Consider the following 13570-nt stretch of genomic DNA (forward strand, 5'->3'; position numbering starts at 1 on the left):
AGGACTGCGATGACCACCTCGTCGACCTACCCCGACCTGGCCGAGCCCAGCACCTTCGTGACCGAGGACCTGCCCGCCCTCTGGCGCAGGCTGCGTGAGCACGACCCGGTGCACTGGAGCGCGCCCACCGGCACCCGACCCGGGTTCTGGTCGCTGACCAGGCACGCCGACGTCGTGGCCGTCTACCGCGACGCCGAGCGGTTCACCTCCGAGGGCGGCAACGTCGCCGCCACACTGCTGGCAGGCGGCGACTCCGCGGCGGGCCGGATGCTCGCCGTCACCGACGGGCCCCGGCACCGGGCCATCCGCGCACTGCTGCTGCGCTCGTTCTCCCCCCGCCTGCTGAGCGCGGTCGTCGACCGCGTCCGGGCGCGCACCCGCGCGCTGGTCGAGGCCACCCTCGACCGCGACACCGATCTGGCCGCGGACCTGGCCGACCACCTGCCCATCAACACCGTCGGCGACCTGATGGACATCCCCGCCGCTGACCGCCCGATGCTCGTCGACTGGAACAACCGCACGCTGAGCCGCTACGGCGCGTGGGACACCGATCTCGACGAGGTGCTGGCCCGAAACGAGATCCTGCTCTACTTCGGCGAGTTGGCCGAGCGGCGCCGCAGCAACCCCGGCGACGACGTGCTCAGCGCCTTGACCACCGGCCTGGTCGACGGTGCGCCGCTGTCGGCGGAGGAGGTCGTGTTCAACTGCTACAGCCTGATCCTGGGCGCGGACGAGTCCAGCCGGATGTCCGCGATCGGCGCGGGACTGGCGCTGGCCGCGCACCCCGACCAGTGGGCGGCGCTGCGCGCGGGCGAGGTCGGCTTGGACACCGCCACCGACGAGGTGCTGCGCTGGGTCACCCCGCCGATGCACTTCGGCCGCCGGGCGCTGGTCGACGTCGAGCTCGGCGGCGGGGTGGTCCGCGCGGGCGACGCCGTGCTGCTGTGGAACAGCGCGGCCAACCGCGACCCGGCGGTCTTTCCCGACCCGGAGCGCTTCGACCTGGGCCGGGCGGGCAACCGGCACGTCGCCTTCGGCTATGGCGCGCACTACTGCTTGGGGGCCTTCCTCGGCCGCGCCCACGTCTCGTCCGTGCTCGAGGCGTGGCGGGAGCAGGCGTCGGCCATCGAGCTCACCGGGGAGCCGCGGCGGCTGCACTCCTCGTTCGTGCACGGCTGGAGCAGCGCCCCGGTGCGCGTCAGCTCGGCGGCCGCCCGGTGACCGGGCCCGCGGTGGACCCTGGCCAGATCCTCGGGGTGAACGACCACGAGACTGAGCACCTGCGCGCCGAGATCTTCGACCGCCGCGCGTACCTGCCCCCGCCGCTCTCCCTACCGCCCGGGGCTGTGGTCGTCGACGTCGGCGCGAACATCGGGGTGTTCTCGCTGTTCGCCCTCGCCGAGAGCCCGGGCGCGACGGTCTACGCGTGCGAACCCGTACCGCAGCTCGTGGACGTGCTGCGGCGCAACCTGGCACCGCACCCGAGCGCCCACGTCCTGCCCATCGGTTTGTCCGATGTGGATGAGGACGTGGAGTTCACCTACCACCCGGGCTTCACCACCATGTCCGCCCAGACCGCGCACGCCGACGTCCGCGCCGACCGCGATCTGGTGGCCCGCACCGCGGGGGTCACCGACCCGGACGAGGCTGCGGTGCTCGCCGAGCTGGTCGCGCACCGCTTCCGAGCGGTGCCGGTGCGGGCGCGCGTGCGGCGGCTGTCCGGCGTGCTCACGGAGCTGGGCGTGAACAGCGTCGACCTGCTCAAGGTCGACGTGCAGCGGGCCGAGGCCGCGGTGCTGCGCGGCCTCGATCCGGCGCACTGGGCGGGCGTCCGCCAAGTCGTGGTCGAGGTGCACGACGCCCCTGGACCGACCGCAGGGCGGCTGGCCGAGGTGGTGGGGCGGTTGCGCGCGCTCGGGTTCGAGGTGCGCGCAGAGCAGGAGCCCGCGCTCGCGGGCAGTGACCGGTACACCGCGTTCGCCCACCGGGCGGTCGCGCGGCGAGGAGGAGGGGAGCGATCGTGACCAATCCGTTCGACGACGAGGACGGCCAGTTCCTGGTGCTCGTCAACGACGAGGACCAGTACAGCCTGTGGCCCGCTTTCGCGGAGGTGCCCGCGGGCTGGACCGTGGCCAAGGCCGCGGGCAGCCGTGCCGACGCAGTGGCCCACGTCGAGGCCGAGTGGACCGACCTGCGCCCGCGCGGGCTGCGCGAGCGCGGGTCCGCCCCGGCGGGTTGAGCCGGTGTCCGCCGCCGACCCGGACCTCGCCGTGGAGGTCACCGGGCTGCGCAAGCGCTTCCGCGGCACCACCGCGCTCGCCGGGGTCGACCTCGAGGTGCGGGCGGGCACCGTGCTCGGCCTGCTGGGGCCCAACGGCGCGGGCAAGACCACCCTCGTGCGGATCCTGGCCACGCTGCTCGTGCCGGACGGTGGCCGGGCAGTCGTGGCCGGGCACGACGTGGAACGCGCGCCGCACGCTGTGCGCTCCAGCATCGCCCTGGCGGGCCAGCACGCGGGCGTGGACGGCGCGCTCACCGGCCGCGAGAACCTGGTGATGCTCGGCAGGCTGCTGCACCTGGGCAGGCGCGGCGCCGCGGCCCGCGCCCGCGACCTGCTGACCCGCTTCGACCTGGTGGCCGCGGCCGACCGCCCGGCGGCCGGGTACTCCGGGGGCATGCGCCGCAGGCTCGACCTGGCGTGCTGCCTGGTCGCCCGGCCTGGCGTGCTGTTCCTCGACGAGCCGACCACCGGGCTGGACCCGGCCTCGCGGGCCGCCCTCTGGGACGCGGTGCGCGGACTGGTGCGCGACGGGGTCACGGTGCTGCTCACCACGCAGTACCTGGAGGAAGCCGACCAGCTCGCCGACCGGGTCGCGGTTGTCGCGGCGGGCCGGGTGCTCGCCGGGGGAACGCCCGCCGAGCTGAAGGCCCAGGCGGGCACCGCGCGCGCCGAGGTGGTGGTCGGTCCGCAGGACCTGGCCACCGCCGTGCGCGCGCTCACCGGCCCTGGGGGGCCGCCCGCGGCGGACACGGGGACGGGGGCGGTCAGCGTGCCGCTCCCCGGCGGCGCGGCGCAGGTCAGCGAGGTGGTCCTCGCGCTGTCCGCGGCCGGGGTGCCGCTCGTCGACCTCTCCGTGCGCCGCCCGACGCTCGACGACGCGTTCCTGCGCCTGGTCTCGCGCCCGCGCGCGCTGGCCGACGGGCGTGGGCGAAGACCGGACACGGGGGAACGCAGTGCTGATGATCCACTTCACCGCAGATGACCTCGCGCGCACACAGCTGCGGCCCACGCTCGGGCCGCTCAGCGAGGCCGTCTTCGCCATCGGGCTGCTCCAGCAGCGCGGTGGCCGCGTGCACCACCACCTGCGCGACCGGCTCGCCCGGTCGCGCCAGGGCGCCCGGCTGGCCGCCGCCTGCCCGCCGGTCGACGACTTGGGGCCCGAGCAGCTGCACCAGGTGGTCACCGGCGCCACGGGGGGTCGGGGAGCGCAAGGGGAACGGGTCGCGCTGGGAGCGCGCACCCTCTGGGGCGCGGCCATCGCGCCGCACTGGCGGCGGATCAGCAACCACCTGACGGCCGAGGCGGACTGGCGTGGCCGCGTCGCCGTGCGGGACGGGGTCGAGCGCCTGCTCTCGGCACTGCACCCGCGGGCGACCTGGGACGGCACCGTGCTCTCGGTCGAGGGCTGCCCGCCCGGCGAGCTGCACCTCGGCGGGCGCGGCGTGATCGTCGCTCCCTCGGTATTCCTGGCCCCGCGCCCGGCGGCGGCGCTGGACCCGGGCGCGGGCACGGGGACGCCCGCTCTGGTGTTCGCCACCCCGCCCGCCGCAGGTGCGCGGCTGCTGGAACCCGTGCGGGCCACCGAACCCGCCGCGCTGGGCGCACTGGTGGGGCAGACGCGCGCGGCCGTGCTGCGCGAGCTGGTCGACCCGTGCTTCAACAACGAGTTGGCTGTCCGACTGGGCATCTCCTCGGCCAGCGCCAGCCAGCACGCCGCGGTCCTGCGGCAGTCCGGGCTGATCAGCACCCGCCGCGTCCGCAACCACGTGCTGCACTCCGTGACGCCGCTGGGCAGGGCGCTGCTCGGGCAGGAGTCCGACGGCGCGGTGGCCCTGCTCGTCTGACAGGACACGGGGGGAGGGCCGGCCCCGCCGGTCCTCCCCCCGTGTCCTGTCAGGACCAGGCGCGGTAGCTGCGCAGCCCGTAGAGGAGCGGGGGGCGGTCCTGGTAGCTGGTGATCGCGGTGACCTGGCCGAAGACCACCGTGTGGTCACCCACTCGTTGCGTCGCCAGCACCGCGCAGTCCGCCGCGGTGTGCCCGTCCAGCGACAGGTGCGGGCCTGCCGCCCCGGCGACCCACGCCACCCGGTCGAAGCGGTCCGCAGCCCCCGACGCGAACAGCTCGGCCGCCCAACGCCCGTCCGCGTGCAGCAGCGTCACCGCGAACCGGCCCACCTCGACCAAGGCGGCCAGCACCGGGCTGGCCGTGCGCAGCCCCACCAGCAGTGTCGGCGGCGATAGGGCCACACTGGACACAGAGGAGCAGGTCAGCCCGCGCGGCGAGCCGTCGGCGCCGGTGCAGGCCACCACCGACACCCCGGTGGGGAAGCGGCTCATCATGCCCCGGAAGTCCCCCGCCGGGACCGCGGCCGCCTGCTCGGCCACCACGGCTCACGCCCCGCGCATGTGGGCGAAGTACTCGTACTGGGTCGGCAGGTCGCGCACGATCGACTGCGCGGTGCTGCGCACCTTCCCGAATGCCCGCCGGGCGGCGTCGGCGTCGCCGAGCGCGACCGCCTGCGACGAGCGCAGCGGGATGCCACCCATGCCGAGCAGGATGCACATGTACGAGTACGGCGGGAGCCCGTGGTAGTAAGGATGGATGCTCTCGGAGTCGGGCAGCTCCGACTGCCACCCCTCGATCCGCGCGGCCAGGCCGTCGGGCACTTCGCGCAGCTTGGCGTCCTTCCAGTAGGGCGTGTCGTTGCGCGCGGCGGCCTGGTAGTGCAGCACCAGGAACTCCCGCACCCCGTCCATCACGTTTCCCACCGCCGCGTTGTACCGCTCGCGGTGCACGGGGTTCCAATCCGGTCCGGGGAAGTGCTTGACCAGTTGTTCGATCGCGTGGTGGATGAAGAAGATGCCGGTCGACTCCAGCGGTTCGACGAAACCGCTGGAGAGCCCGATCGCCACGCAGTTGTTCACCCACGAGTTGCGGCTGCGCCCGATCCGCATCCGGATGTGGTTGGCGGAGGCGTTCGCCGCCGCAGGCCCGACGAACTCGCGCAGCGTGCGCTCGGCCTCCTCCGGCTCCAGGTAGTCCTCGGCGTAGACGTAGCCGGTGCCGATGCGGCCGAACAGCGGGATGGTCCAGATCCAGCCCGCGTCCCGCGCGGTCGCGGTCGTGCACGGCCGGATCCCGCGCTGCTCCATGTCCAGCGGCACCTGCAGCGCCACGGCCCGGTTGTTGGGCAGGGTGTCCTGGTAGGACTCGAACGGCTCCTCCAGCGCGCCGCCGAGCAGCAGCGAGCGGAACCCGGTGCAGTCGACGTACACATCACCGGTGAGCGTGCCGTGCTCCTTGGTCCGCACGCCCGCGATCCACCCCCGCCCGTCGAGCGGCACGTGGGTGACGTGGTCGACCACGTGCCGCACGCCGCGCGACTTGGCGTACTCGGCAAGGTAGTCGGCCAGCAGCGCCGCCTCGAAGTGGTAGGCGTAGGGGAACTGCGTCTTGCCCTGGTGCTCGGACATGGTGAGCCCGTAGGACTCGCCCTTTCGGCGCTTGGCCGCCTCGCGCTCGAACATCGAGCCGTCGAGGTGGCGCGGGCTGCGCTCGTTCTCGCACACCGAGGCCATCACGAAGCAGTCCAGGTCGAACCGGTCCGAGCCGCCGTGACCGCCGAGCCACCAGTCGGCCAGCGGCAAGCCGTTGACCGACGGCATCTGCTCGAACGGGTGGTAGAAGTGGTGGCCCGGCGCGCGCCAGTCCTGGAAGCGCACCGCCAGCTTGTAGGTGGCGTTGCACGCGGGCATCCACTCCTCCTCCTCGAGCCCGAGGAACTCGAAGAAGTGGCGGATGTCGCTGAACGTCGCCTCCCCGACGCCGATGGTGCCGACCACGCCCGACTCGACCAGGGTCACCTCGACCCGGTCGCCGAACGCGGCCTTGAGGTAGGAGGCCGTCATCCAGCCGGCGGTGCCGCCGCCGACTATGGTCACGCTGTTCGACATCGTTTGTCCCCCAGTGGAATGTCGCCGTGCCGGCGATTCTATGGTCGGGGGGACCCCGCCTCCAAGGAGTTCAGCCTGGCGTGAAAGGCGCTGGTGGGGACGTCATCCCGCGGCGTCAAGAGGGGGTGTGCGGAGAACCGCGAGCGCGGGGAGCAACGTTGCCGCGGCGGTGAGGACCGCGCCGCCCGCCAGCACGACCAAGTATATCCACAGTGGACCAGATGGCAGCGGTGAGCCGTCGAGCGCGATGCCGAACGGGGCCAGCGCGGCGAGCGCGACGACGGTTCCCAGCACCAGCCCGGGCACCGCGACCAGCACGGCCTCCACGCCCACCATGCGCAGCACCTGGCCACGCGTGGCGCCGATCAGCCGCTGCAGGGCGAACTCCCGCCTGCGCTCGGCGGTCGCGACGATGAGGGTGTTGACCAGGGAGATCAGCGCATAGCCGATGATCACCGACACCATCAGGTAGTTGACCCACGCGCCGGTGGCGTTCGCCGCGGTCCTGGCCGCCAGCACCGCGTCCCGGTCGGCCACGGCCGCGCCGGGGGTGGCCGCGGCGAACCCGGCCAGCGCGCCCACGTCCCCGGTCACCAGCACCTGCGGCAGCAGACCGGTGGTCGAGTGCGCCAGCGCCAGGTCCGCGGGCACGTACCCCGCCTCGAAGCCAGGGGTGGCGGCCGCGATGCCGACGACCGTGGCGGAGACCTCCCGGCCGTCGCCGAGGCGCAGCCGTACGCCGCTGCCCACGGTCAGCCCCTGTTCCTCGGCCAGCGTGTCCGGCAGCACCACTGAGTCGCCGGTCAGGTCGTCGAAGGAGCCCGCGGTCAGCCGGGCCGCGGTCACCTGCCCGGCCGCCGCCGCGGTCACCCCGCGCAGTTCGAACGCGGCGGTGTCCGGCTCGTCGTCGGGGTCCTCGGGGTCGGGCAGCACCAGGTAACCCTCCCCCGTCACCAGCGCGGACGCGGCGCGCACGCCGGGCAGCGCGGCGACCTCGCGGACCACCTCCGGGTCGAGGCCGCCCGCGGTCGAGGTGACCACGGCGTCCGCGCGGAAGGAGGAGGTGAACTCGCGCTCGGCCACCGCCGTCTGCGACACCTGGATGTAGATCAGCGCGGTGGCCAGCCCGGAGGCCAGCATGACGGGTGTGATCGCCCCCGCCACCCGCACCCGCCGCGCCCGCGAGGTCAGCACGGCCAACCGGCCCGCGGGTCCGGTGAGCGCGCGCACCGGACCGCCGAGCACGCCCAGCAGCACCCGCGCCAATCCCGGCGCCAGCAGCGCCAGCCCGGCCGCCCACAGCATCGCCGACGGCCCGGCCGTGCTGGCCGCCACTCCCCCGGTCATCACCGCGGCGGTGACGACGGCCAGCCCCAGCGCGCCCGCGAGGGCGATCAGCGCGAACACCAGCCTGCCCGGGGTGAGCCAGCTCTTGGGCAGCGCGGACTCGGCCAGCGCCTCCGTGGGCCGGGTCCTGGTCGCCGAGCGTGCGGCGATCGAGGTCGCGCCGACGGCGGCGGCCAGCGTCACCCCGACGGCCACGACGACCGGGATCCACCCCTGGTGGAACACCACCTGCGGCGGCACGACACCGCTGGCGGCCAACCGGTCCAGCAGCCACCCGCCCAGCAGCCTGCCGGGCACCAGGGCCAGCACCGCCGCGATGACGGCGACCACCATCGTCTCGCCCAGCAGCATTCGGAACACCTGCTCCGGAGTCGCGCCGACCGCGCGCAGCAGCGCCACTTCCCGCGCCCGCCCGCGCACGAGCAGGCCGAGGATGCTGCCCACCACGAACACCGCGACCAGGATCGCCACCCCGCCGAACACCGCTGACATGGAGATCAGCCGGGACCCGCTGTCCTGCGCGCCGGGGAACTCGGCCAACCCCCGGTCGTCCCCGGTCAGCGCCACGGCGCGGACCCCACCGAGCACCCCGGTCGCGGCCTCGGCCAGCTCCGCGGGGTCGCGGTCGGACACCAGCGCGACCGCGTCGACCTGGTCGGGGTGCCCGGACAGCGCGGCCGCGGCGCCGTCGGTGACGAACACCGCCGTCTCCGCGACACCGTCCGCGCGGGCGATCCCGGTGACGGTGAACTCCTCGGCCTCACCCCGCACCACCAGCCGCAGCACGTCACCAGGTCCGGCGCCGCGCGCCGACCGCTCGTCGAGCACGACCTGGCCTTCGCCGCGCGGCTCGGTGCCGCTCACCAGCGCATACGGCGCGAGCGCGGCGGAGGCCCAGCCGTGCCCGGTGACGGCGCCGCCCCCGGGGAGCCCGACCGGGAAGGACCGGTCGGCCACCGCGGCCCGCACGCCGGGCAGCACGCCCAACGACGCCACTGCGGAGGAGGGCAGCCGCACCCGCTCCGGCAGCGGTTGCGCCTCACCGGGGTTGTCCTGGTCGCCCGAGACGACGACGGCGGCTTGGGCCAGCCGCTGCGGCGGGACGGCCCGCAGCACCCCGGTTTCCAGCAACCCGGCGCAGGCCAGCACGACCGTCGCGCCGAAGAGCAGGGTGATCAGCGCCGCGGCGAACGAGCCGGGGCTGGTGCGCAGTGCGCGCGCGGAGAGCCAGAACATCAGCGCACCCGCCGCACCGGCGCGGTCGCCTGCTCGGCCCACGCGCCCAGGTGGGTCATCCGGTCCGCGACCGCCTGCGCGGTCGGCTTGTGCAGCTCGCCCGCGATCCGCCCGTCCGCCAGGAACACGACCCGGTCGGCGTGCGAGGCGGCCACCGGGTCGTGGGTGACGACGATGGCGGTGCGGCCGTCGCGGTCGACGGCTTCGCGCAGCAGCGCCAGCACCTCCAGCGCCGTGCGGGTGTCCAGGGCCCCGGTCGGCTCGTCGCCGAAGATCACCGCGGGTCGGGAGACCAGCGCCCGCGCGATCGCCACCCGCTGCTGCTGGCCACCGGACAGCTCGGCGGGCCGGTGCTCGGCCCGCTCGGCCAGCCCGACGCGGCGGATGACCTCCCGCAGCAGCGCCTCGTCCGGCGCCCGGCCCGCCAGCCTCAGCGGCAGCGCGACGTTCTCCAGCACCGTCAACGCGGGCATCAGGTTGAAGGCCTGGAAGACGAACCCGATCCGGTCCCGGCGCAGCTCGGTGCGCGCCTTCTCGTCCAGGTCGGTCAGCTCCACCCCGTCGAGCACGACCCGGCCCGCGGTGGGCCGGTCGAGCCCGGCCGCGCAGTGCAGGAAGGTGCTCTTGCCGGAGCCGGAGGGTCCCATGACGGCGGTGAAGGTCGCCTGGCCGAAGCCGATGCTCAGGTCGTCGAGCGCGACCACTTGGGCCCGGCCATCGCCGTAGGTCTTGCGCACGGAGTCCAGCCGGACCACCTCGGTGTGCACGTGCTTCCCCCAACGTTTCAGGCGGGGTCGTTCACCCCGCGGATCTCTTCGGTGCGGTGCGCGTCCATGTCGTGCGTGGTGGCACCGCGCGTTCTGGCGCCGTATGGGTCGATCGGGAGCGGACCGGGGGCGTCGAGCACGGCCCGCACCGGGGCGAGCGGATCCACACCGGGGCCCAACAACCGGGCAACGGCCCACACGTGCAACCGCGCGATCGCGGTGACAGCGGGCGCGCCGATGAGGACGGCCACGACGACAGCGCCGGCGGCGACGAGCAGCGCCGTGCCCACGTCGCCGATCCACAGGCCCACCCCACCGGCGGCAGGCCCGTCCGGGAACGAGCCGATCATCAGCCCGTGCCCGGTCTCGCCGTTGGGCCAGGTCTGCGGGATGGCCCAGAACCACGCGGGCAGCGTGATCAGCCCCAGGACCGACACCCACAGCACCAGCGCCGCGGTGTCGAGCACCAGCAGCACCGGGAACAGCAGGACGAGCAGCACGAGGTCGCGGTGCGTGGCCGGGTCCGACCACCGCAGGCGGGCCTGCGCGATCACCCCGGACCCGGTCACCGCGGCGTACCCGCCGACGACGACCACGCCGGTGATCCCCCGCGCACGCAACCGCTCGACGTTGGCGCACCCGCGCACCAGCCCGGCGGCACCCACCGCGACCGGCAGCCCCAACCAGGTGATGTTGGCGACCAAGGCCAGCAGCAGCACCGCGACCAGGAACGCGAACAGCGCGGGCCCCACGACCAGGTAGGACACCAGGTACGCGGTCGCGGCCCACGGGGCCGGGGTGAGCAGGAGCCGGAGCGGTGCGCCCCCCAGGCGCGCGGACCGCGCCGAGCTCATCCCACGCTCCGCAGCAGCTGCTCCACCGCCGCGACCCGTCCATCCAGCTCGCGCAACCGCTCCTCCAGCGCCCGCTGGTTGTGCACGGCCTGCTCGGCCAGCTTCCGGTACGAGGCCATCGCCACGGCGTCGGCCCGGTGCCGCTGCAGCCGGAAGTACGACACCAGGCTCGCCGTGATGCCGCCGATGGTGATCAGCACGATCACGACCGCGATGATCCCGCCGGTCATGTGGTGGTCCCCCCACTTCCCTGTGCCCCGGAGTCGGCCGCGGCCCGCTCCTCGTCCTCGCGGAGCACCGCCAGCACGGTCCCCACGTCCACCCGCACCTCGAACGGCGCGAGCTCGATGAACTTCATCGCCTTGCCGTCCGCGGACAACTCCAGGTTGCCCACCACCAGCCCGGCCTTCTCCAGCCGCTCCAGGTGCATGTACAGCAGCGGCCGCGACAACGACAACCGGCGGGCCAGCTCGCTGACGTGCACCCGCCCCTTCGCCAGCTCACCGATGATCCGCAACCGCTGGGTGTGGCCGATGGCGGCCAGCAGGGCCAACAACTCCTCGCTGGTCACGACACCTCCCGCTCACCCGTAAGACAAGACTTACAGATGAAATGCCCGTTGTCAAAACAAGGCAGACCAGTTCACCTTCTGGCGCCCCGACAACGTCCGAGCATCTCGGCCACCACCGCGACTCCGACGAACGCTGCCTGCTCTGCCGCTCGATGCTGGTGTAGGCCAGTGCCTTTTGGGAGGCTTTTGACACGGCGATGTCTAGGGCTGCCCTGCCCAGCCCCAGTCGGGGGCCGACCAGGACGTGGTGCACGAGACCGCCGAACAGATGCGCGTGCCCTTCACCCCCGCGGGCGACGGGAATCCGCGCGAGCACCTCCGCGCCGCCCTCACTGCCCATCTCCGCTATCTCGCGCACCACCGGGGCCTGGCGCGTCGACTGATACTGGGGGGCCGCGGGACCGACCCCGCCGTGCGGGAGGTGTTCGAGGCCGCGAGGTGGGACGCCATCAAGGCGGCCGCGCAGTTCCTCGGGCTGGACGCGGAGAACGCCGCCCTGCGGCTCATGGGGAGGGCCGCGGTCGCGGCGCTCGACGAGGCGACCGCCCAGTGGCTCGATTCCGAGCACGACTTCACGGTCGAGGTGATGGTCGAGGCCCTGATGCAGCTCATCGTGTCAGCGGTGCGCTCGGCTTCGGTCATCGATCCGACCATCGAGGCCGGTGCCGCGCTCGACCTGCTCGCCGACAACACGACCGGTCGTCTCACCGAGCGGGGCCCCTCACCACACCTCGGCCAGGCGGGTGAGTCCTGAAGGGAGCGGGACTTCACGCCCTACCCGACCCGCTGTCGCGTCGCAGGTCCGCGGCAGTGGGGCGTGCTTCAGGACCGTCACACCAGGTCGAGGGCAGCGGCGACCACGGAGTCCGCGTCGATGCCGTGGTACCGGTACACGCTCTCCAGGTCGCCGGACTGGCCGAAGCGGGTCACGCCGAGGTGGGTGGCGCGGACCTGGTTGATGCCCGCGAGGAACGCCAGCGTGTGCGGGTGGCCGTCGAGCAGGGTGACCAGGGGCGCCGCCCGGTGGGCGGGGAAGGCGGCGCCGAGCACCCCGGTGTCGGCTTGGCCGTGGCCCGAGCGGGCCCGCACGGCGTCGAACAGCAGCCCCGGGCTGGTCACGACGACCACATCGACCGCGGTGCCCATCGACTCCAGCCGCTGGGCCGCGGCCAGCGCCTCCGGAACCACTGCGCCCATGGCGGCGATCGTCAGCGCGGGTGTCCCGGAGGTCCGCCGCAGCGCATAGGCACCGGCCACGACCTGCTTGCGCCGCCGCTCCCGGGCGGCCGCGTCCGCGGGCACCGCGGCTGAGGTCTGGTCCACCGGCCGGGTGGACAGCCGCAGGTAGGTGCTGGTCCCGTCCGGGCGGCCCAGCCGCGCGAGCGAGGCCAGCAGGATCCACTCGACCTCGATCGCGAAGGCGGGCTCGTAGGAGGTGCAGCCGGGCTGCTCCAGCCCCACCGAGGCAGTGGTGATCGACTGGTGCGCGCCGCCCTCCGGCGCCAGCGACACGCCCGACGGCGTACCGACCAGGATCGACTGCCCGCCCGCGTAGATCCCGAACGACCACGGCTCCAGCGCGCGCTCGACGAACGGGTCGTAGAGCACCCCGATCGGCAGCAGCGGCTGTCCCCACCGCGACCAGGTGGCACCCAGTTCGCCGAGCGCACCGACCACGTTGCCCTCCGCGATCCCGAACTCCAGGTGCTGTCCGGTCGGGTGCTCCCGCCAGTGCAGGACCGTCTCCGGGTCGTCGTCGAACCAGTCGCGCCGCTCGTCCGGCGACCAGACCCCGACCTTGTTCACCCAGCCGCCGAGATTGGTCGACGAGCTGACGTCCGGGGACAGCGTGACCACCCGGCGCGCGGCCTGCGGGGCCTCGCGGAGCAGGTCCAGCAGCGCGCGGCCGAGGGCGGCCTGCGTGGTCGCGCGCCCGGACGGGGTGCGGCCGATGTCCGTGGGCAGCGGCGGAACGGCGCCCGGTGGCACGGGCGGCCTGCGCAGCCGCTCGGCCGTCGCGGCGCACACACGCCCGGCCGCGGTGTCCGCCTCGAACCGCTGCCACGGCGCCTCGACCGACATCCCGGAACGGGTGGCCAGCTCGGCGAACTGCTCGGCGGTCAGCAGTGCGGAGTGGTTGTGCGGATGTCCTTCACTGGGCAGCCCGAACCCCTTGACGGTGTAGGCGAAGATCACCGTCGGGCGGGTGTCGTCGATGCGGGCGAAAGCGTCACCGACCGCCCGCATGTCGTGCCCGCCGAGGTCGCGGACCGCGGCGCGCAGGGTGTCGTCGTCCACAGCGGCCACCAGGCGGGCCAGCTCCGGCGTGTCCGGCAAGCGGTCCCGCAGCTGCGCGGCCGTGCACCGGAGCAGCCGCTGGTACTCCGGATTGCTCATCTCATCGATTCGCCTCCGCAGCGCGTCCCCGCCCTCTCGGGCGAACAGCTCCTCCAGCAACCGCCCGTACTTCACGGTCAGCACCTGCCACCCCGCGGCGTCGAACATTCCCCGCAGCCTGGTGGCGCCGACATCGGGCACCACGCGGTCCAGGCTTTGCCGG

14 protein-coding genes are annotated in these 13570 nt (G+C 74.0%); 6 read left to right on the top strand and 8 right to left on the bottom strand.

Features of this window, described 5'->3' with window-relative positions; translation table 11 throughout:
* The first annotated feature begins 9 nt into the window (after positions 1-9).
* Genes BJP25_RS19130 through BJP25_RS19150 form a run of 5 tightly spaced genes read left to right on the top strand, consistent with a single transcriptional unit; the run spans position 10 to position 4125 of the window.
* Positions 10-1221 (top strand): cytochrome P450, encoded by a 1212-nt coding sequence (locus tag BJP25_RS19130; protein ID WP_075976343.1) that lies wholly within the window; start codon positions 10-12, stop codon positions 1219-1221.
* A gap of 35 nt (positions 1222-1256) precedes the next feature.
* A complete protein-coding gene (locus tag BJP25_RS19135) occupies positions 1257-2024 on the top strand; it encodes an FkbM family methyltransferase (protein WP_158075684.1) in 768 nt (255 codons plus the stop codon).
* Entirely contained in the window at positions 2021-2239 is a 219-nt protein-coding gene (locus tag BJP25_RS19140; RefSeq protein ID WP_075976345.1) for an MbtH family protein, read from the top strand. The genes BJP25_RS19135 and BJP25_RS19140 overlap by 4 nt, the downstream gene beginning before the upstream one ends.
* Before the next feature lie 4 nt (positions 2240-2243).
* Positions 2244-3263 (top strand): ATP-binding cassette domain-containing protein, encoded by a 1020-nt coding sequence (locus BJP25_RS19145; RefSeq protein WP_075976346.1) that lies wholly within the window; start codon positions 2244-2246, stop codon positions 3261-3263.
* Positions 3241-4125: a helix-turn-helix domain-containing protein gene (locus tag BJP25_RS19150; protein ID WP_075976347.1), complete on the top strand. Its 885-nt coding sequence runs from the start codon at positions 3241-3243 to the stop codon at positions 4123-4125. The genes BJP25_RS19145 and BJP25_RS19150 overlap by 23 nt, the downstream gene beginning before the upstream one ends.
* Positions 4126-4174: 49 nt before the next feature.
* Here the strand turns inward: BJP25_RS19150 and BJP25_RS19155 are convergent, their stop codons facing one another.
* From BJP25_RS19155 to BJP25_RS19185, 7 genes are all read right to left on the bottom strand, one after another.
* A complete protein-coding gene (locus BJP25_RS19155; RefSeq protein ID WP_233158154.1) occupies positions 4175-4666 on the bottom strand; it encodes a flavin reductase family protein in 492 nt (163 codons plus the stop codon).
* 6 nt (positions 4667-4672) lie between these two features.
* Entirely contained in the window at positions 4673-6235 is a 1563-nt protein-coding gene (locus BJP25_RS19160; protein ID WP_075976348.1) for a tryptophan halogenase family protein, read from the bottom strand.
* 102 nt (positions 6236-6337) lie between these two features.
* Positions 6338-8818, bottom strand: a complete 2481-nt coding sequence (locus BJP25_RS19165; protein WP_075976439.1) for an ABC transporter permease — start codon at positions 8816-8818, stop codon at positions 6338-6340.
* The gene (locus BJP25_RS19170; RefSeq protein WP_084794191.1) at positions 8818-9585 is read right to left on the bottom strand and encodes an ABC transporter ATP-binding protein; all 768 of its coding nucleotides are present in this window, start codon (positions 9583-9585) and stop codon (positions 8818-8820) included. The genes BJP25_RS19165 and BJP25_RS19170 overlap by 1 nt, the downstream gene beginning before the upstream one ends.
* Before the next feature lie 17 nt (positions 9586-9602).
* Positions 9603-10439: a sensor domain-containing protein gene (locus tag BJP25_RS19175; protein WP_075976349.1), complete on the bottom strand. Its 837-nt coding sequence runs from the start codon at positions 10437-10439 to the stop codon at positions 9603-9605.
* Complete coding sequence (locus tag BJP25_RS19180) at positions 10436-10669, bottom strand: hypothetical protein (protein ID WP_075976350.1); 234 nt, start codon at positions 10667-10669, stop codon at positions 10436-10438. Before BJP25_RS19180 ends, BJP25_RS19175 begins: the two co-directional genes overlap by 4 nt.
* Entirely contained in the window at positions 10666-11010 is a 345-nt protein-coding gene (locus BJP25_RS19185) for an ArsR/SmtB family transcription factor (protein WP_075976351.1), read from the bottom strand. Before BJP25_RS19185 ends, BJP25_RS19180 begins: the two co-directional genes overlap by 4 nt.
* Before the next feature lie 247 nt (positions 11011-11257).
* Here BJP25_RS19185 and BJP25_RS19195 point away from each other — a divergent pair, with 247 nt between their 5' ends.
* Positions 11258-11764: a hypothetical protein gene (locus BJP25_RS19195; protein WP_158075685.1), complete on the top strand. Its 507-nt coding sequence runs from the start codon at positions 11258-11260 to the stop codon at positions 11762-11764.
* Positions 11765-11841: 77 nt separating this feature from the next.
* On the opposite strand, the gene BJP25_RS19200 is transcribed toward BJP25_RS19195, so the two are convergent.
* Positions 11842-13551: a transketolase-like TK C-terminal-containing protein gene (locus BJP25_RS19200; RefSeq protein ID WP_233158155.1), complete on the bottom strand. Its 1710-nt coding sequence runs from the start codon at positions 13549-13551 to the stop codon at positions 11842-11844.
* Positions 13552-13570: the final 19 nt, after the last annotated feature.

Origin of the sequence: Actinokineospora bangkokensis, assembly GCF_001940455.1 — a bacterium.
Classification (GTDB): domain Bacteria; phylum Actinomycetota; class Actinomycetes; order Mycobacteriales; family Pseudonocardiaceae; genus Actinokineospora; species Actinokineospora bangkokensis.

What these genes read in the sequence shown, in the direction of transcription:
- BJP25_RS19130 (WP_075976343.1), top strand. Translation starts at nt 10, where the DNA reads ATGACCACCTCGTCGACCTACCCCGACCTGGCCGAGCCCAGCACCTTC.
- BJP25_RS19150 (WP_075976347.1), top strand. Translation starts at nt 3,241, where the DNA reads ATGATCCACTTCACCGCAGATGACCTCGCGCGCACACAGCTGCGGCCC.
- BJP25_RS19160 (WP_075976348.1), bottom strand. Translation starts at nt 6,235, where the DNA reads ATGTCGAACAGCGTGACCATAGTCGGCGGCGGCACCGCCGGCTGGATG.
- BJP25_RS19165 (WP_075976439.1), bottom strand. Translation starts at nt 8,818, where the DNA reads ATGTTCTGGCTCTCCGCGCGCGCACTGCGCACCAGCCCCGGCTCGTTC.
- BJP25_RS19175 (WP_075976349.1), bottom strand. Translation starts at nt 10,439, where the DNA reads ATGAGCTCGGCGCGGTCCGCGCGCCTGGGGGGCGCACCGCTCCGGCTC.
- BJP25_RS19180 (WP_075976350.1), bottom strand. Translation starts at nt 10,669, where the DNA reads ATGACCGGCGGGATCATCGCGGTCGTGATCGTGCTGATCACCATCGGC.